The 19,217-nt window shown below is 56.2% G+C and carries 17 protein-coding genes; 12 read left to right on the forward strand and 5 right to left on the reverse strand.

Features of this window, described 5'->3' with window-relative positions:
- Nucleotides 1–1,212, forward strand: coding sequence for an ABC transporter permease (locus Q371_RS05065; RefSeq protein WP_034336960.1), 1,212 nt, complete (start codon nt 1–3; stop codon nt 1,210–1,212).
- Between the two features lie 126 nt (nt 1,213–1,338).
- Here the strand turns inward: Q371_RS05065 and Q371_RS05070 are convergent, their stop codons facing one another.
- Nucleotides 1,339–2,277 (reverse strand): LysR family transcriptional regulator, encoded by a 939-nt coding sequence (locus Q371_RS05070; RefSeq protein ID WP_051963291.1) that lies wholly within the window; start codon nt 2,275–2,277, stop codon nt 1,339–1,341.
- 233 nt (nt 2,278–2,510) lie between these two features.
- Here Q371_RS05070 and Q371_RS05075 point away from each other — a divergent pair, with 233 nt between their 5' ends.
- Complete coding sequence (locus tag Q371_RS05075; RefSeq protein WP_034336963.1) at nt 2,511–2,834, forward strand: hypothetical protein; 324 nt, start codon at nt 2,511–2,513, stop codon at nt 2,832–2,834.
- Nucleotides 2,835–2,839: 5 nt separating this feature from the next.
- Here Q371_RS05075 and Q371_RS05080 read toward each other — a convergent pair whose 3' ends face one another.
- A complete protein-coding gene (locus tag Q371_RS05080; protein ID WP_051963293.1) occupies nt 2,840–3,541 on the reverse strand; it encodes a GntR family transcriptional regulator in 702 nt (233 codons plus the stop codon).
- 370 nt (nt 3,542–3,911) lie between these two features.
- On the opposite strand from Q371_RS05080, the gene Q371_RS05085 reads away from it, so the two are divergent.
- Nucleotides 3,912–4,313: a PaaI family thioesterase gene (locus Q371_RS05085; RefSeq protein ID WP_034336967.1), complete on the forward strand. Its 402-nt coding sequence runs from the start codon at nt 3,912–3,914 to the stop codon at nt 4,311–4,313.
- A 256-nt stretch (nt 4,314–4,569) separates the two neighbouring features.
- On the forward strand, nt 4,570–6,135 hold the full coding sequence (locus Q371_RS05090) for a hypothetical protein (protein ID WP_157442526.1): 1,566 nt from the start codon (nt 4,570–4,572) through the stop codon (nt 6,133–6,135).
- Nucleotides 6,136–6,206: 71 nt separating this feature from the next.
- Here the strand turns inward: Q371_RS05090 and Q371_RS05095 are convergent, their stop codons facing one another.
- Complete coding sequence (locus Q371_RS05095) at nt 6,207–7,214, reverse strand: LacI family DNA-binding transcriptional regulator (protein ID WP_034336972.1); 1,008 nt, start codon at nt 7,212–7,214, stop codon at nt 6,207–6,209.
- Nucleotides 7,215–7,252: 38 nt separating this feature from the next.
- Nucleotides 7,253–8,458, reverse strand: coding sequence for an RNA-guided endonuclease InsQ/TnpB family protein (locus Q371_RS05100; RefSeq protein WP_034336975.1), 1,206 nt, complete (start codon nt 8,456–8,458; stop codon nt 7,253–7,255).
- 354 nt (nt 8,459–8,812) lie between these two features.
- On the opposite strand from Q371_RS05100, the gene Q371_RS05105 reads away from it, so the two are divergent.
- From Q371_RS05105 to Q371_RS05140, 8 genes are all read left to right on the forward strand, one after another.
- Entirely contained in the window at nt 8,813–10,147 is a 1,335-nt protein-coding gene (locus tag Q371_RS05105; protein ID WP_051963295.1) for an ABC transporter substrate-binding protein, read from the forward strand.
- A 272-nt stretch (nt 10,148–10,419) separates the two neighbouring features.
- Complete coding sequence (locus Q371_RS05110; RefSeq protein ID WP_034337142.1) at nt 10,420–11,280, forward strand: carbohydrate ABC transporter permease; 861 nt, start codon at nt 10,420–10,422, stop codon at nt 11,278–11,280.
- On the forward strand, nt 11,277–12,137 hold the full coding sequence (locus Q371_RS05115) for a carbohydrate ABC transporter permease (RefSeq protein WP_084571242.1): 861 nt from the start codon (nt 11,277–11,279) through the stop codon (nt 12,135–12,137). Before Q371_RS05110 ends, Q371_RS05115 begins: the two co-directional genes overlap by 4 nt.
- Nucleotides 12,134–13,186 carry a zinc-dependent alcohol dehydrogenase family protein gene (locus tag Q371_RS05120; protein ID WP_211253801.1) on the forward strand — a complete coding sequence of 351 codons (1,053 nt, stop codon included), beginning with the start codon at nt 12,134–12,136 and terminating at the stop codon, nt 13,184–13,186. The genes Q371_RS05115 and Q371_RS05120 overlap by 4 nt, the downstream gene beginning before the upstream one ends.
- Nucleotides 13,183–13,932 (forward strand): SDR family NAD(P)-dependent oxidoreductase, encoded by a 750-nt coding sequence (locus Q371_RS05125; protein WP_034336977.1) that lies wholly within the window; start codon nt 13,183–13,185, stop codon nt 13,930–13,932. Before Q371_RS05120 ends, Q371_RS05125 begins: the two co-directional genes overlap by 4 nt.
- A gap of 3 nt (nt 13,933–13,935) precedes the next feature.
- Nucleotides 13,936–15,429, forward strand: a complete 1,494-nt coding sequence (locus tag Q371_RS05130) for an FGGY-family carbohydrate kinase (protein WP_034336979.1) — start codon at nt 13,936–13,938, stop codon at nt 15,427–15,429.
- Between the two features lie 211 nt (nt 15,430–15,640).
- Nucleotides 15,641–16,738: an NAD(P)-dependent alcohol dehydrogenase gene (locus tag Q371_RS05135; protein ID WP_051963297.1), complete on the forward strand. Its 1,098-nt coding sequence runs from the start codon at nt 15,641–15,643 to the stop codon at nt 16,736–16,738.
- Nucleotides 16,739–16,792: 54 nt separating this feature from the next.
- Entirely contained in the window at nt 16,793–17,398 is a 606-nt protein-coding gene (locus Q371_RS05140; RefSeq protein WP_034337152.1) for a GNAT family N-acetyltransferase, read from the forward strand.
- A gap of 196 nt (nt 17,399–17,594) precedes the next feature.
- On the opposite strand, the gene Q371_RS05145 is transcribed toward Q371_RS05140, so the two are convergent.
- Complete coding sequence (locus Q371_RS05145) at nt 17,595–19,067, reverse strand: MAC/perforin domain-containing protein (protein ID WP_034336981.1); 1,473 nt, start codon at nt 19,065–19,067, stop codon at nt 17,595–17,597.
- Nucleotides 19,068–19,217: the final 150 nt, after the last annotated feature.

Genomic DNA, 19,217 nt, shown 5'->3' on the forward strand with positions numbered 1-19,217 from the left:
ATGGAGGTTTTCAGCACAGCATGGCGGGCCATTCTGGCCAACCCCATGCGCAGCACCCTCACCGCCCTCGGGGTGATCATCGGGGTGGCTTCGGTGGTGGCCCTCACCAGCATCGGGGCAGGCTCCACCCGCAGCATCACCGGTTCACTGGAAGGGCTCGGGACCAACCTGCTCACCATCAACAGCGACGCCAGCAGCCGCACCGGACTGGTTCGCCAGAGCAGCCGGGCCACCCTCACCCGGGCCGACCTGAAAGCCATCCAGACATACGATCCCCGGCGGATCTCGGGGGTTGCGCCCAGCACCCAGACCACCACACAGGCCCGCAGGGATGGAGAAAACCTCTCTGTGACGGTGATTGGATCCAGTCCTGAGTATGAACAGGTGCGCAACAGCACCCCTGAAGAGGGCGGTTTCTTCACCTCCTCCGAGGCACAGGGGCGACGCAAAGTTGCCGTGATCGGATATGAAGTGGCAACCACCCTTTTCCCTGCTGGGGATGCCCTCGGAAACACCTTCCGTTTGAACAACCAGGTGTTCACGGTGATGGGGGTTCTGGAAGACAAAGGCAACAATGGTTTGATCAGCCCCAACACCCAGGTGATCGTTCCTTTCGAGACCTTCGAAAGCACCCTCAGTCGGGATGAAAATGGCAACCTTTCCACCATCTATGTGCAGGCCACCGACAAAGAAGACCTCACAGCATTGCAAGAAGACCTCACAGCACTGCTCGATGCCCGGCACCGCACCATGGATGAAAACAGCCGGGACTTCAGCATCCAGAATCAGGCGGATTTGCTGCAGTCCCTTTCCACCATCACCCTGACCCTTACACTTTTTCTGGGAGGCGTGGCCGGGATCAGTCTGCTGGTGGGTGGCATCGGCATCATGAACATCATGCTGGTGAGTGTCACCGAACGCACCCGCGAAATCGGCATCCGCAAAGCCCTCGGGGCCACCCCACAGGGCATCCGCACCCAATTCTTGATCGAAGCTTCCTTGCTGTCTCTCAGTGGCGGGGTCCTCGGGATTCTGGTGGGGCTTGGTCTGGCTTACGGAGTGGGGGCACTCATCAGCACCCCTCCGGTGCCTTCACTTTCCAGCATGGGGATGGCTTTCTTGTTCAGTCTGGGGGTCGGCTTGTTTTTTGGCTATTACCCGGCCAGTAGGGCTTCTTTGCTGGATCCGGTGGAGTCCCTCAGGTACGAGTGAGTTGCAAGATTGCCCTTGTGTGTCTTTCCAGGAAGATGCACAGGGGTTTTGGGTATTGCCCTGCGCTAAGCAGGTTGGGCTGTGCTGCAAAACGCAGCCCTTTAGCAATACAACCTCAAACCTGCCTCAGGATCGGGATTTCTGTTTTTCAGCAGGGGTTTCAGATTTGACTTCCAGATGGGGGAGGGCACTCTCGGGCAGGAGTTCTTTCAAAAGGCGGATGAATTGCCGCACTGCAGGCATCTTCAGGCCCCCTTGCCGTACCGCAAGGCTGATGGTGCGCTGCAAAGGCACCTCCAGAGGCAGCATCCGCACCCCTCTGGGCACGTAGTCGATGGCCAGTCTGGGGCTGAGGGCAATCCCCAGTTCCTGCCCGACCATGTTGTACATGGTGAAGTCCTCACTGACCTTCAGGATTTCGGTGGGCATGACCTTTTCTTCTGCAAGGTAGGCCATGATCCGGTTGGTGCAGTCGCCTCCACGCGCCATGATCAGGGGGTGGTTGTTCAGGTCAGAGGGGTGCAGGGTGTCTTTGCTGATCCACCCCTCTGGAACCAGAGCCATGTAAGGATCGTCCATCAGGGTCCAGGACATGAATTCTGCGCTGTTGCACTGGGGCAAGAAGGCCAGATCTGCGGTGCCTGCATGGATCGGACCCAGCAGGTCGTCCTGTTCGCACTTGATGCACTCGATCAGGTCGAGTTTCAGGTTGGGATGGGTTTGCTTCAGGCGGGCCATCACCGGAGGAATCACCTGACTGGCGATGCTGCGAAAGGTGGCGATGCGCAAACTGCCCTGAATGGCCCCTCTGGACAGGGACACCTCCTGCTCGATGCTTTCGATGGCGGCCAGAGCACTGCGGGCATGCACCACCACCTGTTCCCCAAGGGGGGTGAGTCTGGCCCCGAAGCGGCCCCTTTCCACGAGGGTGCCTTGCAGGTGTTGCTCCAGTGCAGCGAGGGCTTCGCTGACCGAGGACTGGGACAAACCCAGTTCCAGAGCGGCTTCCGAAACGTTGCGGGTGTCGGCTGTGGCAACCAGTGCCCTCAAGTGGGTCAGTTTCATGTGTTCAGTGTAGGGGGGACTTGGGTGGGGGCCATCCGCCAATTCTGCTAGAGAAAGGGGTTAAATCGGTTTTTCCGATATGTGGTCCTCCATGCGGCTTGGTTTTCCGATTGGACAAAGTTGAGGGTCAGGGTAAGCTGATCTCAGGGACATTCCCCAAGCGACAGGCAGGACCGAAACCTCTTTCTCACACGCATCTTTAACCCAGATTTTTCGGGTTAAGGGAGGACATCATGTTGATTTTGGAAATTGCTGGCACCTACCGCCCCGAACAAGTCCGCGCCCTTTTGCAGCCCACCGAACAACTCGAACACTTTGCTTATGGGGTGCTCGGCGATTTCTCCTTGCGCATCCACACCCCCAAAAACGACGACCGTCTGGACGCCATTTTGCGCGGCCTGAACCTGCTGGGTCTGGAAGTGATCGGTTACCGCTGGAAACGCGAATACCATGCCGAACCGGTGCGCCATGTCTCGATCAATGTTGAGCCTGTGCATGCCCCAGAGCCCTGGTATGTGCGCCTGTTCTCGGGCGGCAAACGCACGGCAACCCACTGAAGGTTTCAATTCTGCAGTTCGTGGGCTTGAAACTGGGCCACCAGAGGGGCCAACACTTCTTGCAAATTCACTTTTTCGAAGGTGCGGGGTTCGTCTCCCAGACCTTCTTGCACATGTTCAAGATGCTCTCGCATGATGTCGATGGCCTCTTGAACATTTCTGTTTTGGATGGCGTCCAGCAGGTCCTGATGCTCCAGTTCGGTGCATTCTGATGTTCTGGAGAGTCCATACAATGAAACGGCAAGGGCGGTGTGCCAGACCAGTTCGGTGATGAAGCGGGTCAGAAAAGCATTTCCAGCCATTTCCGCAATTTTGATGTGAAAAAGCCCGGTGAGGCGCACCTGTTCAGGCAGGTTGTGCTGCACGCGGGCTTGTTCTTCTTCTTGCAGGTGTGCCCTGAGGGCATGCATCTGGGGTTCGGTCCATTTCTGGGCTGCCAGTTTGACGGTTTCGGTTTCGATGAGCAGGCGGGTTTGAAAAAGGTCTTCCACTTCCTGCAGGGTGGGAGCGGCCACCCTTGCGCCCACATTGGGGGTCAGTTGCACACAGCGGGTCTCGCTGAGCCTGAGCAGCACTTTGCGCATGCGTTCCCGGCTGACCTTGAAAATTTTGGAAAGGGTTTCCTCGGGCAAACGGGTGCCTGGAGGAAGTCGGTGTTCTGAAATCGCACCGAGCAGCAGGGAAAAAAGTTGGTCATCCAGCAACATATTTGAGTTCATTGTGGCACATCACACACCCCTCTGGCTATCCCTCCTGTTGTCAGAAAAAATCTGAACAAACTGCAAAAAAATGCTCTATAAATCTACAAAAAGAGCCAAGATTTGCAATTTGTCAAAAATCAAACTGACAAAATGCAGAAAAAGCTTGACATTGTGCACCCAACCCTTTACACTACAGAGGACTGAGCGAGGGAACGTTCAGTCACAGGGGAACGCGTCACAACTTTAGAAGGCAAGACGTTAGGGGCAAGGGCAGTGCTGAAAGGCACTGCCCGAAAATTTGTTTTCCAGATCATGCAAAAGCAGCTTTTCTGGATTTGATATACAATTAAACCCAGTACAAGTTTAAGGAGGCCCCATGGACTTTTTGACCCTCGCCCGAGATGCTCTGTCCCAGCAACCTTTCAGCATGCACATGGAAACCGAAATCGTTCGGTGCTCAGCCGAAGGCACCGAAATCGTGATGCCCCTGCACCCCCACTACACCCAGCAGTACGGCACTGCCCACGGCGGAGCCCTGAGTTTCCTTGCCGACACCGCTCTGGCTTTCGCAGGTGCGGCAGCCCTCCAATCCCAGGTGCTCACCTCCGAATTCAAAATCCATTACCTGCGGCCAGCCATCGGAGAAAAGCTGATCGCTCGGGCCAGAGCATTGTCCTCTGGGCAGCGTCAGGCGGTGTGCCAGTGTGACATTTACGTGGTCAAAGAAGGGGAAGAAAAACAGGTGGCCACGGCCATTGGCACCATTTTGCCAAGGTGAACCAGACCATTTTGATTTTTCCCTGCCTCTGCAGTGCGATGGGGAAAAATCAAGTTTGGCACCATGGATGACAACCTGAAATCGGTGCTTCCATGTCTTCATTCCAGCCTCTACAAGTGTGGAGGGGCTGATTCCCCTGTTCAGGTCGACATCAAACGAAGCAGCGGTTGAGAACAGAAAAACCCTCTTGTTGCCACATCATCTGCTGCCACAACCATGTGAACAGCACTGTCGCTGCATGATACTCTGGAGATATATGTCTCCAAAATTTCTTGAAAAATCAAATCCAATTGCATTGTCACCCAAATCAAAACCATCTTTCTGGAAGCTTTCTGTGATGGTCGGAATTGTATTGATTCTGGCTGGACTCTTGTTGCATTCTCAACGCTCATCACCACAGGATCGGTCACAACAATCTGTTCAACCCGTTCAAAAATCGCCCGCTCAACATTTAACAGAAGAAATGCAAGACTTGCTGGCAAATTGCAGTGCTGATCTCAGAAAGCAAACAGGCGACCCTGATGCAACAAAAACAGAGTTTGAAACATCCAGTTTGTTGCAGGGAGAATCCGGATTCAGAATGACTGGCAAATTCTACCCTGCTGGTCATTCTGAATCGAGCACATTTCTTCCCGTCGTCTGTTTGCAAAACCAGGGCCAGACAGAAACAGTCCTGATGGGATCATTGGAAGCAGATGCCCAGAAACCCATGTCTCTAACAGAATTCCAAGGGATCACAAAACATGCATTTGTTTCCACCTGTCTGACAGCTGTGCAGAAACAGATCGAAGTTCAAGAGGGCTTAAAGTGGGGGTCTTTCTCCGCAGGGTCTGTCCGGGGTCAGGCTGGAGCTTACCTCTTTGAAAGCCGTGTCACGGTCACAAAATACCAAGATCCAAAGTCCGTACAAGTCATCCCCTTTGTCTGCATGCAGAACCATCCAGACTTTGCTGCTTTGTTGATGAAAACAAATGGTCCACAGAAAACGCAAAACCCTGTAACCCAGGTGCGATCCAGCATCCCCGAGGTTCCCTTTGTGGCGTCATGCACCAGAGAAGTCACCCGGCACTTCAGGGAGCCCTCGAAGTTCCGCTGGCAAAACATCATTTCGCACAAGCTTCAGAAACAGCCAGAGGGCATGAGAGTCACCGGTCAAGTAGAAGTGACCGACAGTTCAGCAACGGCCAAACGTGTGTCTTTCACCTGTATCCAGAAAGAGGGGGTCTTTTCCGATGTGGTTTTGCTGGATGCAGCAGGAAAACCTCTGGGTGGCCCTCCCATTGAACCGCAAGTGCTGGAACAATGGGCTGTTCAGAGAAAACAATTCGTCGAGCAGTGCATGCAATTGGCAAGACAACAACTCAGATCCCCTGAATCGGTGGAATTCGATGCCAAAACCATGACACGTGCATCTGGGAGACCAGGGTCTTTCTACTGGGATGGCAACATGGTGGCGCTCAATGCTTTTGAGCACAAAATCTCCACGGCATTCACCTGTTCACAAAAACAACACCAAGCCAACATGGTGATTCAGGATGGTGCAGGAGTGACCACCGATCATCCCATCACGGTGGAAGAATGGCAACGGGTTCAAAAAAACATCTTCATCAGCAAGTGCTGGCACAAAGCAATCTCTTTGCTCAGGCATACCGGTGCTTTGAGGGGTCCAGCTGTCTCGATTGACCATGAACTTGGACAACCTGGCGCTTTCAAGGTGGTGACCCACATGGATGCCATGGAAAACAACACCGACCTTATTCTGGCCCATTTCCCTTACACCTGCCAGCAAGCAGGTGAAGATGTGCAGGTGGCTTTCCATTGATCCCTGTTCTGCTGAAGTCATCCTGCTTAAGAGCCTGATGCTTTGAGATTCTGCCCAAGGCACTTGTCGGTTTAAAACGCAGGTGCAGCACAACTGCCACGCACAACCAATTTCCCTTCCATGAGTTTCTTCATGGGTTTGCCCGCTCCATCAATGTTTTGCAGCACCTGACGGGTGAGCAGGGCCGCCATGTCGTGCACAGGTTGCTCGATCACGTCAATGCCGGGCTTCACCAGAGAAGTCCAGGTCAGGTTGTCGAAGGCCAGCAGGGAAATGTCCTCTGGGATGCGCAAGCCCAATTCTTGAATGGCCCGGTAAGCACCGATGGCTTCGGTGCCGTTGAAGGCAAAAAGTGCGGTGGGGCGCTCTGGAAGTTGCAGCAGGTCGCGGGCCAGCAGGTAAGCTTCGTGCTCGTTGTATTCGATGAGGCGGCGGTAGGCGTCTGGAATGGCGTAACCTTTGCCCTTCATGATCCTTTCAAAGTGATAAGCACGCCACTCGGGGTGAAGCTCGGGGTGGTGAATCCCCAGTCCTGCAATGCGGGTGTGCCCGAGTTTCCAGAGGTGTTGCAGCCCCAGCTGGATGCATTGTTCGTGGTGCAGCATCAGAAAATCGAAGGGACTGTCGTCCATGTGGTGGTCCACCTCGATGATGTATGTGCCTTTTTCCTGCATTTTGAGCAAATAATCCCGGTTGTGCTGCCCGTATGCCGGGCGGATGATCAGGGCACTGACCCTCTGGCCTGCAAGGTGCCGGAGGTTGTGGCGTTCGATTTCGGACTGGTAGCCGCTGTCTGCCAGCAGCAAACCATAATTGGCTTTCCTGAGGTGGTCACCGATGCCTCGGGCCAGTTCTGCGAAGAACGGCTCGACGATGTCACCGACCAACAGGCCCACGGTGAGGTTGCGGCCACGCCTGAGGGCTCCGGCGGTGAGGTCCGGTTCGTAATCCAGTTGTTCAATGGCCCACTGCACTTTCTGCAGGGTGGCAGGCTGGAGTTTGTGGGGCTCGTTCAGGGCCCGTTTGGCGGTGGTGGGGGAAACGCCTGCAAGTTTTGCAACATCATTGATGGTCGCCAAGGTGGTCTCCTGCTAGATGATTTTGACACTCCACACGGCTAAAGCTGTGGGATTCTTGCTTCAGCGATAGATGCCAGCTTTGGCTGGTCTTCTTCCATCTCCACAAGCGTTTCCTGGGTTTCCCCAGACGTTTTGGTGTGCCCCACCATACGGAGTCCTGCTCTTAAAATGTTGATTGCCGCATTATGGTCACGGTCCAGCACTGTACCGCACCCACAAAGATGAGTTCTGGTCTTCAGGTCTTTCTTGACTGTTTGACCACATCCAGAACACATCTGGGATGTATACGCAGGATTCACCGGAATGGCAATCTTGCCCATGATCTTTGCAAAGTATTCCAACCAGTGGCGGAATGCTCGCCAACTGGCATCCTGAATGCTTTTACCGAGCTTGCGGTTTTTGACCATATTCTTGACCTTCAAATCTTCAAACGCCACCACATCGTGAGACATGACTACGCACCGTGCCAGTTTGAGGGCATGGTCTTTACGTTGACGCCCGATTTTCAGGTGCTTTCTGCCCAACTTTTTGACTGCTTTCTTGCGATTGTTAGAGCCTTTGACCTTCCGACTCACCCGGCGCTGCAATTTCTTGAGTGCCCCTTCTGCCTTGCGGTAGAAGCGAGGACTGGGTTCTTCATGGCCCTCAGAATCCGTATAGAACGACTTCAAACCCACATCAAGCCCGATGGTCTTCCTGCTGGGTTCAAGATCCATGTGTCGTTCTGCGTCGATGAGGAATTGGGCGTAGTAACCGTCAGCCCGCTTCAAGATTCTCAGGCGTTTGATGTCTTCCAAACGGTAGAGCATCAAGTCCCAAGAACCTTTGAGTTTCATCACCCCGATCTTGAAGCCATCCGTCAGTGTCAGTCTCTTGTTGGCCGCATCCAACTTCCAACCTGATCCTTTGTACTCCACGCTGCGGGTGTTTTTCTTGAACTTGGGGAAGCCCACAGGCTGGATGCCCTTCTTGTGATGGTGATAGAAGCGGGAAATAGCGGACCATGCCCGATCACCCGCAGCCTGCACAGCAGTGGAGTTGAGCTTGTTGGCCCATTCAAACTCAGCGCGGAGCTTGGTGGTGTGCTTGGAAATCTCATTCCTACCCACGCTTTTCTCGGCATCCTTTGCATCCATCCAGAGTCGCAAGCAGGCGTTACGCACAAACTGGGCAGTGCGAATGGCTTCATCCATTGCCTGCTGTTGCTTGTTGGTAGCCACCAACTTGTACTCAAGGACAATCACACTAAAAGCGTAGCTTTTTTACCCTGAGTTTTAAAGGGTAAAAGCCGAGGCTTAAGGCAAAGGCCTGAGCTTCCCGCCCTGATGGGCGGCTGGGTTCTGGCATCCCAAGGCTGAAGACCGTGGGCTTTCCACCCAGACCCTTTTTTGTAAGGCCGGTGCTCTGGTTGGGTGAAGTTCAGCGGGACTTTTGGACTCGCTCAAAAGCCATGCGCTGTGCCACTAGACAATGATAGCAGATTGTGCTTAACTATGGACACGAGACCATTACCCAACAGCACAGAACTTTTGCCGACAGGACATCCTGTGGTTCGGCTGTAGACACGCTGTCTCGATCAAGCGCCCGGAGGGAAAAACATGAACAAGTTGTACGCAGTCAGCCTCATGCTGGGGCTGGGTTCCTCAGCCTTTGCCGCCACCACCATCACCATCGCCACCGTGAACAACCCCGACATGGTGACCATGCAAAAACTCACCCCCGAGTTCGAAAAGCAAAACCCCGACATCAAAGTCAAATGGGTGGTCTTGCCTGAGAACGAGTTGCGCCAGAAAATCACTCTGGATGTGGCCTCCAAAGCGGGAACCTTCGACATTGCCACCGTGGGCACCTACGAAGTGCCGATCTGGGCCAAAAACGGCTGGCTGGAAGACCTGAGTGCCCAGTTCACCAAAAACCCCGACATCGCCAAAAGCTACGACCTGAACGATGTGCTGGAACCCGTGCGTCTGGGCCTCTCCTACAACAAAAAACTCTACGCCCTGCCTTTCTACGCCGAATCCAGCATGACCTTCTACCGCAAAGACCTCTTTGCACAGGCCAACCTCAAAATGCCCGTCAAGCCCACCTGGACGCAAATTGAGCGTTTCGCCAAAGCCCTCCACAAACCCGAGAAAGGCCAGTACGGCATCTGCTTGCGTGGCCTGCCCGGATGGGGCGAAAACATGGCCGTTTTCGGTACGGTGGTCAACACCTTCGGCGGACGCTGGTTCGACATGGACTGGAACGCCACCCTCAACAGCCCCGAGTGGAAGAAAGCCATGACCTTCTACACCGACCTGATCAAGAAATACGGCCCTCCCGGAGTGACCTCCAACGGCTTCACCGAAAACCTGACCCTGTTTGCTCAGGGCAAGTGCGGCATGTGGATTGACGCCACCGTGGCTGCCGGATTCGTGACCGATCCTGCACAGAGCAAAGTGGTTGCCAACGTGGGCTTTGCCAACTCACCCACCGGGCCCGGCACCCCCAGAGGCAGCAACTGGCTGTGGGCATGGTCTCTGGCTGTTCCGAAGAGCACCACACACGAAGCCGAAGCCTTCAAATTCGTGACCTGGGCCACCAGCAAAGAGTACATCGCTCTGGTCGCCAAGGAAAAAGGCAGCTGGGCTTCTGTGCCTCCCGGAACCCGCAACTCCACCTACCAGAACCCCGAGTACAAAAAAGCCGCAGGTGCCTTCGCTGGAATCGTGCTGGACAGCATCAAGCGTGCCGATCCCACCAAACCCACCAAGGACCCCGTGCCTTATCAGGGCGTGCAGTTCGTGGGCATCCCTGAATTCCAGGCCCTCGGGACGCAAGTTGGTCAGTACCTTGCAGGTGTGCTCTCCGGTCAGATGACCGTGGATCAGGCCCTCAAACAGGCCCAGACCGCAGCCGAGAAAGTCTCCAAAGACGGTGGATACCAGAAGTAATCCCTGAACAGAAGGTGCAAAAGGGCCCTCCCATTCGTCCACCCCTTTTGCACCTTCTTTGCATGGACGCAGCATCCAGAATCCAAAATGCTCCAGCCCTGTATGCGCCCCTGCCCTTGGCCCTACGTCCCCTGCACTTCCCCCTTTCACGTTGATGCAGGCTTTCCTTTCAAGCCGCCCTTTTTGCCAGAGCCCTCTGGCCCACACAGAAAGAGCCTCCAATGATGCGTTCTGTTCCAACAACACAAGAATCCAAAAGAAAGCCCATCAACATGCCCGCAGTTTTGCTGCTGGTTCCCGCTCTGGTGTACCTGATCGTCGCCACCCAGGTGCCGTTTTTGATGACGGTGTACTACAGCTTTTTCAAATGGAACCTCACCATCCCCGATGACCGTCCCTTTGTGGGTTTTGGCAACTACCTGACCCTGTTCACAGACAGCCAGAATCTGCATGTGATGCTGAACACCGTGGTCCTGATGCTCAGCGTGGTGGTGCTCTCGGTGGTGATTGGTGCCCTGATTGCCCTTCTTTTGAACCGCCCGTTCTTTGGTCGCCCGGTGGTCAGAACCCTGTTCATCAGTTCCTTTCTGGTGATGCCTGTGGTGACCGCCGTGGTCTGGAAGAACATGTTGATGAACCCGGTGTTCGGTTTTTTTGCATGGGTCAGCCAGCAACTGGGTCTTCCTGCGGTGGATTTCCTCTCCCAGTACCCCATGCAAAGCATCGTGGCGATGGTGACCTGGGAATGGACCCCGTTTGCCGCCCTGATCCTCCTGACCGGACTGCAATCCCTGCCCGAGGACCAGCTTGAAGCTGCCCGTCTGGACGGCTGCACCCCCCTGCAGGAGTTCTGGTACATCGTGCTTCCCCACTGGATGCGCTCTCTGGAAGTGGTGATCCTGCTGGAAACCATCTTCCTGATGCAGGTGTACGGGGAAATTTACACCTCCACCTCTGGAGGACCCGGCATTTCCACCACCACCATCCCTTATTTCATTTACCAGAAGGCTTTCGCCGAGTACAACATTGGCCTGGCATCTGCGGCAGGCGTGCTGGCGGTGCTGTTCACCAACATGGTGTCCAGTGTGGTGCTGCGCATCATTGGCCGCAACATCTCTGGAGGCAAAGCATGACCACCACCCTTCCCTCAAACCGCGCCAAAGCTGCCCGCAAGGACCTTTTGGTCCACATCAAAGGCAGTTTGCTGACCGTCCTGACTTACCTCTTGCTGTTCCTGTTTCTGTTTCCGCTGGTCTGGATGGTGCTGGCAGGCTTCAAAACCGAAGCGCAGGCCTTTGCCACCCCACCCATTTTCTTCTTCACGCCCACCTTTGAGAACTTTGCCAGAGCGCTGGAAACCTACGGTCCCTTCCTGAAAAACTCCGTGCTGATCGTGGGCGGATCGACCCTCCTCGCCTTTTTGCTCGGGGTGCCTGCGGGATTCACCATGGCCCTGTACCCCGGCAAGCGCACCAAAAGCACCCTGCTCTGGATGCTGTCCACCAAGATGATGCCTCCGGTCGGTGTGATTGTGCCCCTGTTCCTGATTTTCCGGGATGCCCGTTTGCTGGACACCCACCTGGGCTTGATCCTGATGTTCACCACCATCAATTTGCCTCTGGTGGTCTGGATGGTCCACTCCTACATCAGCGAAATTCCTTTCGGGATCATTGAAGCCGCCAAAGTGGATGGGGCAAGCCTCTGGCAGGAATTCTTTCAGGTGGTGCTCCCGCTGGCCCTCCCCGGCATTGCCTCCACTGCCCTGTTGTGCGTGATTTTCGCATGGAACGAAGTGTTCTTTGCCGTGAACCTCACCTCTTCTGACGCTTCTCCGCTTTCTGTTTACATCAGTTCGTTCAAGACCTCTGAGGGACTGTTCTGGGCCCAGATGTCTGCTGCTGCCACCCTCACCATTGCCCCCGTGATGCTTTTCGGCTGGTTTGCCCAGAGACAGTTGATTCGCGGACTGACGTTTGGAGCTGTCAAATGAACCTTCCTTCCACCATGCGTGCAGCCCTGATCACCGCCCCCCACACCATCGAACATCAGGAGGTTCCCCTGCCCGAAGTCGGCCCGGACGACGTGCTGATTCAGGTGGAACTGGCCGGGGTGTGCGGCACCGACGCCCACCTGCTTGAAGGCCACTTTCACGCCAAGCTTCCCCTGATTCCCGGCCATGAAATTGTTGGGAAAGTGGTTGCACTCGGGGGAAATGTACGCGGTTTCAGCGAAGGCCAGAGGGTGGTGCTCGATCCCGACCTCAACTGCGGAACGTGCATCATGTGCCAGAAAGGCATGCGCCACCAGTGCCTGCACTACGAGGCTGTTGGAGTCACAAGGGCTGGAGGATTTGCCGAATACGTGGTCGCCCCCTCAAACGTGGTCTACGACGCCAGCGACCTTGCCCCCGAAGAAGCGGTTTTTGCCGAGCCGCTCGGGTGCGTGGCGTGGGGCATCACCCGCCTGAAACCCGAGCCCGGTTCCACGGCCCTGCTGTACGGGGCAGGGGGAATTGGACTCTTGCTGATGCAGGCCCTCAAAGCCAGCGGGGTCAGTGAAATTGCCGTGGTGGATACCCAGACCGAGCGCCTGAATCTGGCCCGCAAACTCGGGGCAGACCACACTTTCCTGGCCAGTGAAGCAGATGAGCAGATCAAAGCCCTTTTCCCGCACGGCTTCGACATCGTCACCGAAGCCACGGGTGTGGCCAAAGTCCAGCAGCACATGGTGCAGCATGCCATCCCCGGCGGAAAAATTCTGGTGTTTGGGGTGGCACCGGAAGACGTGACCATTGAGGTCAGCCCCTACGAGATTTTCAGGAAAGACCTGACCGTGCTGGGCAGTTTTTCCCTGAACAGCACCATCCCTCTGGCCCTCAGGTGGTTGCGAAGTGGACAGGTCAAAGTGCGTGACCTGATCACCGACACCCTGCCCCTCTCCGGGCTTTCCGAAGCCATCGACCAGAAAATTGCTGCCAGAGCCGGTTCCATCAAAGCCATTGTCTCTCCCACCTTGATCCTTGAAGGAGCCCCATCATGAATCTTTTTGACCTTTCTGGCAAAGTCTGCATCGTCACCGGAGGCGCACAGGGCATCGGTTACGCCATTTCTAGAGACCTCATCTCACACGGTGCAACGGTCTACATCGTGGACCTGAACCCCGAGGTTGGGAAAGAAGCAGCCCGCACGCTGGGTGCCCACTTCAAAACCCTCAATGTCACCGACTCTGGGCAGATCGCAACGGTTTTCTCCGAGATTGTGCAGGAAGCAGGGCAGGTGGATGTGCTGGTCAACAACGCCGGAATCGTGCGCAACACCCCAGCCGAAAACACCCCGGACGCCGAATGGGACACCATCATGCAGGTGAATTTGACGGGGGTGTTCGCCTGTTGCCGGACCATTGGCATGCACATGCTTCAGCGCGGACAGGGCAGCATCATCAACATTGCCAGCATGAGCGGCATCATCTCCAACCACCCCCAGCCGCAAGCCGCATACAACACCTCCAAGGCCGGAGTGATCATGCTCAGCAAATCTCTGGCCGGAGAGTGGGCTGCAAAAGGGGTGCGGGTGAACGCCATTGCACCGGGCTATGTGGCGACTCCCCTCACCAAAAAAGGCATGGAAACCGACGAATGGCGCGAGGTGTGGCTTTCCACCATCCCCATGGGTCGCCTTGCCGAACCCGAGGAAATCGGTCCCGGCGTGGTTTATCTGGCCTCGCAAGCCAGCAGTTACGTGACCGGAAGTGTGCTGACCATCGACGGCGGCTACACGGTGTGGTGAACCATGCCTGACCTGCTTCTTGGCATTGATGTGGGCACCGGAAGCACCAAAGGGGTGCTCACCGACCTGCACGGACAGGTGCTGAAAACCCACGTGGTGGAGCACGGAGTCTCCTGTCCTCACCCCGGTTGGGCCGAGCAGGACGCCGATCAGGTGTGGTGGAAAGATGTGATTGAGGTGTGCCAGACGCTCCTGAACGGTGCACCTTACACCGGCCATGACGTGCTCGGGGTGGCCCTCAGTGCCATTGGACCCTGCCTGCTGCCTCTGGATCAACAGGGGAGACCCCTCAGACCGGGCATCCTGTACGGCGTGGACACCCGGGCCACACAGGAAATTCAGGAACTGAACACCCTCATTGGCGAGGAGCATATCTACGCTTTCAGCCAGATGACCCTCACCTCACAGGCGGTGGGTCCCAAGATCCTCTGGCTGAAAAAACACGAGCCCGAGGTCTGGAACAAAACCCACACCTTCACCACTGCCAGCAGTTATCTCGGGTTCAGGCTCACCGGACGGCACATCATGGACCGCCATACCGCCAGCCACTACATGCCGCTCTTTGATCCCCAGAGTGGACAGTGGAGTCAGCGTTATGCAGAGCACCTCTGCCCCCTTTCCATGCTGCCTGACCTCGGTTGGAGCGATGAAATTGCAGGCACCGTGACCCCCGAAGCTGCGAGCATCACCGGCCTGAAAGTGGGAACCCCGGTCACGGTCGGTGCAGTGGACGCCCTCAGCGAAGCCATCAGCGTGGGTGTGGTTCAGGCGGGTGACCTGATGGTGATGTACGGCAGCACCACTTTTTTCATTCTGGTGCAAGATCAGCCTACCCCCGATCCCAGAGTCTGGACCGTCTCTGGAGCCTTTGAAGGCCAGATCAACCTCGCAGCAGGAATGGCCACCACCGGAGCCCTGACCGGATGGTTCAGGCAAAACCTCACTGAAAAAGCCCCATTTTCCACCCTCTTTGAAGAGGCCAGCAAAATTCCGGTCGGCAGTGAGGGGGTGATGGTGCTTCCCTACTTCAGCGGTGAACGGACCCCCATCAATGACCCTCTGGCCACAGGCATGTACGCCGGACTGGGCCTCCACCACACCAGAGGCGACCTGTTCCGCGCCACCCTTGAAGGGGTCGGATATGGCATCCGACACAACTTGGAGACCTTTCAAGCCCTCGGGGCGAAGGTGAATCGGGTGGTGGCTGTGGGCGGAGGAGCGCAGAGCCGTTTCTGGCCGCAACTGGTCACCGACATCACCGGGATCCCCCAGATCCTGCCCAGAGTGACCCTCGGGGCCAGCTATGGCAATGCTTTTCTGGCTGGACTGGCCACCAAGCACCTGACCTTGCAGGACCTTGAACAGTGGACCTCGGGTCAGGACCTGATCACTCCTGATCCAGCAAACCACCAGAGGTACAGCCTGTTTTACCCCATGTATCTGGACCTCTACCAGCAAAACCGGACATGGATGCACCGGATGCATGGACTGTTGTAAGCCGTCAGCTTTCAGCCATCAGCCGTCAGCTTGACACAAAGCATTTGCTGAAGCATTTTGCGCCTTCTGCCTTCTTCTTGACCCCAAGATGCGCCTCCGAAGCGGTTCGGTCGGCGCGGGGTCGCTGCCTTCTGCGTTTTTTGCCCTTGGCTCTCGGCCCTCGGCAGGGCGAGGCATGCCTCGCCCCTACACCCCGAAAGGACCCCCTCCCATGACCCAATCCATCCCTGACAACCCACCCACAAGCACCCCCCAGACCATGAAAGCCGCTGTTCTGCACCAGATCCGAGATGTGCGCCTAGAAGAACGTCCCATTCCTGCGCCCAGCGCTGGAAACGTGCGGGTGAGGATCAAAACGGTGGGGGTGTGCGGTTCGGACGTGCATTACTTCACCCACGGCAAGATTGGACCTTTTGTGGTCAAGGAACCGCTGATCCTCGGGCATGAATCGATGGGGGTTGTGGAAGAACTTGGACCCGGCGTGACCCACCTGAAAGTCGGAGACCGGGTGACGCTGGAGCCGGGCTATCCCTGCCGCAAGTGTGAGCACTGCAAAAAAGGCCGCTACAACCTGTGTCCCGAGATGACCTTCATGGCCACCCCTCCGGTGAATGGGGCGTTTGTGGAGTGCGTCGAGTGGCCCGCAGATTTTGCCTTCAAAGTGCCAGAAGGGGTCTCAGATGATGCTGCGGCCCTGATTGAACCTCTGGCGGTGGGGGTGTGGTCGGTGCAAAGGGGAGGGGTGAAGTCTGGTGATGCCATCGTGGTGTATGGGGCAGGTCCAATTGGCTGCACCACTTTGCAGGCTGCGAAGGCTGCCGGGGCCACCACCCTGATTGCCGTGGATCTGGAAGATTACCGTCTGGACCTGATCCGTGAACTTGGGGCCACCCACACCATCAATGCCCGTCATGAAAACGCTCTGGAACGCATCCGTGAAATCACCGGACGTGATCTGCCCGAGAGCCATGCTGGAGCAGATGTGGTCTTTGAAACCGCCGGAACCCTGAAAACCTGCCAGCAGAGCATGCTGGCAGCACGACCCGGTGGCGTGGTGGTGCTGGTGGGCCTCCCTCCCGAGCCGATGGTGTCTCTGGACATCGTTTCTGCCGCTTCCAAAGAGGTGGACATCCGGGGGATTTTCCGGTATGCCAATTGCTACCCTGCGGCTTTGCAGTTGGTGCAGGAGGGCCGGGTGAATCTGGACCGCATGGTCACCCACCGTTTCAGGCTGGAAGACACCCAGAAGGCCCTGCAGTTCGCCGATGAATTCAAACACCAGTCCATGAAGGTGATGGTGGACCTCTGATCCAGCCCGAGATTGGATCCTGCCAACCTGACCTGTTGCCATTACCATGATGGCATGAGCCTCTGGAATGAAAAATGCATTTTGACTGGACGCACCCTTGATCTGGTTCCCCTCTCTGAAACGCACGCTGCAGGCATTTTCCAGCATCTGGATGAAGACACCACCCTTTACCTGTCCAGAGGTGGACCTGCAGAAACCACCCTGGAATCCCTCACAGAGTACATCCAGAACCTGAACGCCCTTCCCAATCGGATCAACTGGGCGGTGGTCATGAAAAGTGGCGAGGTGGCTGGGCGCATCTCTTACAGTGAACTGCGTGAAGCAGACCGCTGGATGGAAATTGGCACCATGCTGACCGCCAGATTCAGAGGAGGCACCGCCAACCCCGAAGCCAAAATGCTCTTGATGGAACGGGCTTTTGAGGTGCTGGACGCCAACCGGGTGCATTTTAAAGTGGACAGTCGCAACGCACGCAGTTTGCGTTCCATGGAGAAACTCGGGGCCGTCCGGGAAGGGGTGTTGCGAAGGTATCAGGTGCGCCCGGACGGATACGCCAGAGATTCGGTGATGTTCAGCATCCTGAAAGAAGAGTGGCCCAAGGTGAAAGCCGGGCTGCAAACTCGGATTGAAAGGGCATTCAAAGGCTCTGAACTCCAGTGAGCACCATGCCAGTGTGTTGTCGGATGTCATGCTGGAAAAACCTCAAAAATCCCTCTGGCATCTGCCAGAGGGAAAAGTGAATTGCTGGATTTTGCGTCAAGACAGATGCATGAAAGTCATGCCTGATCATGCCCGCAAGACTTGAGCATCAAAACAGGCAAAAGATGCCGGGTTCTTGGAGCATGTTCCGGGAGGTTCAGTCGCCGCTGCCCACCATGACCGTCCAGATCAGGCTTGGATCCCCGGCAGTGGGGTTGGATTGGGCCAGCACCTGACTGCCAGAGGCTTGCATGGCCCCTGCGGTTTTGTGCAGCACATAGACCTGATCTCCGGTCATCACACTGCTGGGAAGGGTGCCCAGTCCAGAAACAGGGTTGGCGGGATTGTTGAACACCGAAACCATTTGTGTTTGCAGGTAGGTGTTGTTGGAGGCAAAAGTGAACACCACCTGATCGCCATCTGCTGCTGCATCCACATGCCCACCGAAGGTGTTGTTGGTGAGGGCCATGAAGGTGTCCGGGGCCAGAGGGGAAGGCCCGTTGTACATGAATGCTCCACTGGAGGTCGGGTTGCTGACCATGGCGAGGTTGCCGGACTCGCTGGGATCCTGGGTGCGGGACAGGAATTGTCCGTTGGCATTGACCAGGTAAAACTGGGTCGAGCCAGATTGCAGGGGTTGTGGGTTGGCCAGAGCTGCACCATTGGCTTGCAGGTAATTGGAAATGGCGGTTTCCAGAAAGCCCTGTTTGGTCCCGATGTTGGCATCGTTCGGGAAGTTGGTGCTGGTCAGCAGGTCGGAGAGCGGAGCAAGGGTCAGGGCAATGGGGACCGGTTGATCCACCACGCTGGACACCCAGTGGTCCCAGTCGTCAAAGGGCCGTCCTCCAGAGAAGTTCTTCAGGGTGGTGCTGCTTTCGGTGGCTTGCTGGTAATTCTGGGTGTTTTGCTGGTTGTAGCTTCCAGAGGCGCTGCCGGTGAAGATGTCAAAAGCCCCCGAGGCCCCGGCTTGAATGTCGATGTTCTGGGCGACCATGCTGCTGAAAGTGGTGGCTTCCACCACGGTGTACTGGTAGGCCCGCCCTCCAAACCCCACAGAAGTGGAGTAATGGGTGCCGAACTGCTGAATGAACTGCTGATAGGTGGGATCGCTTGCGCTGCTGGTCGAGAGGTTCCCCACAGCGTTGGCAAAGTCGGTGTCCATCACCATGGGGGGTGGATCATCGAGGGCCGGGGTGAAGTTGACGGTCACCAGTCGGACCTCCCTCCAGGTGTAGAGGGTGGAACTCTGGGTGCTGCTTTTCTGGTTGAAGGACTGGCTGTAAGACTCACTGAGGCTGAATTTGGCAATCAGGGGGATGCCTCCACTGATGGTGGCGGTTTCACCGAATTGGGATTGGTAGTCGGTTTGACGGAACATCTGCTGAAAAGTCAGGCTGGTGGTGCCTCCGGGGTCGGGTGCATTCTGGGTGCCGTCCGGGAAGCGGAAGCTGCTGCTTTCCACCTGTGCAGTGGTGCTTTTCTGGTATTGCAGTGCAATGACGGTGGCTTTCACCCCACTGGATGCGTAATCCAGAGGGTCGGTGAGCAGCAGGTCGTAGCCGCGTCCAAGAAATTCAATGTTGGGAAACTTGGGGGCTGTCTGGGTGCTGGTTTCAGGTTGGGTGGTCATGGGGTCCTCCTGAGGGTTTGGGGGTTTGAAAATGGGGATGGATGTGTTGTGAATGCAAGAGATGAAGCCTACGGTTGGCGCTTCTGCAGTGGGTGTCCTCCTTTCTTTTGGCTTCATGGTGCAACCTGGTGCGTTAATGGGTCGTTAATT

Origin of the sequence: Deinococcus misasensis DSM 22328, from assembly GCF_000745915.1 — a bacterium.
In the GTDB taxonomy this organism is placed as follows: Bacteria; Deinococcota; Deinococci; order Deinococcales; family Deinococcaceae; genus Deinococcus_C; species Deinococcus_C misasensis.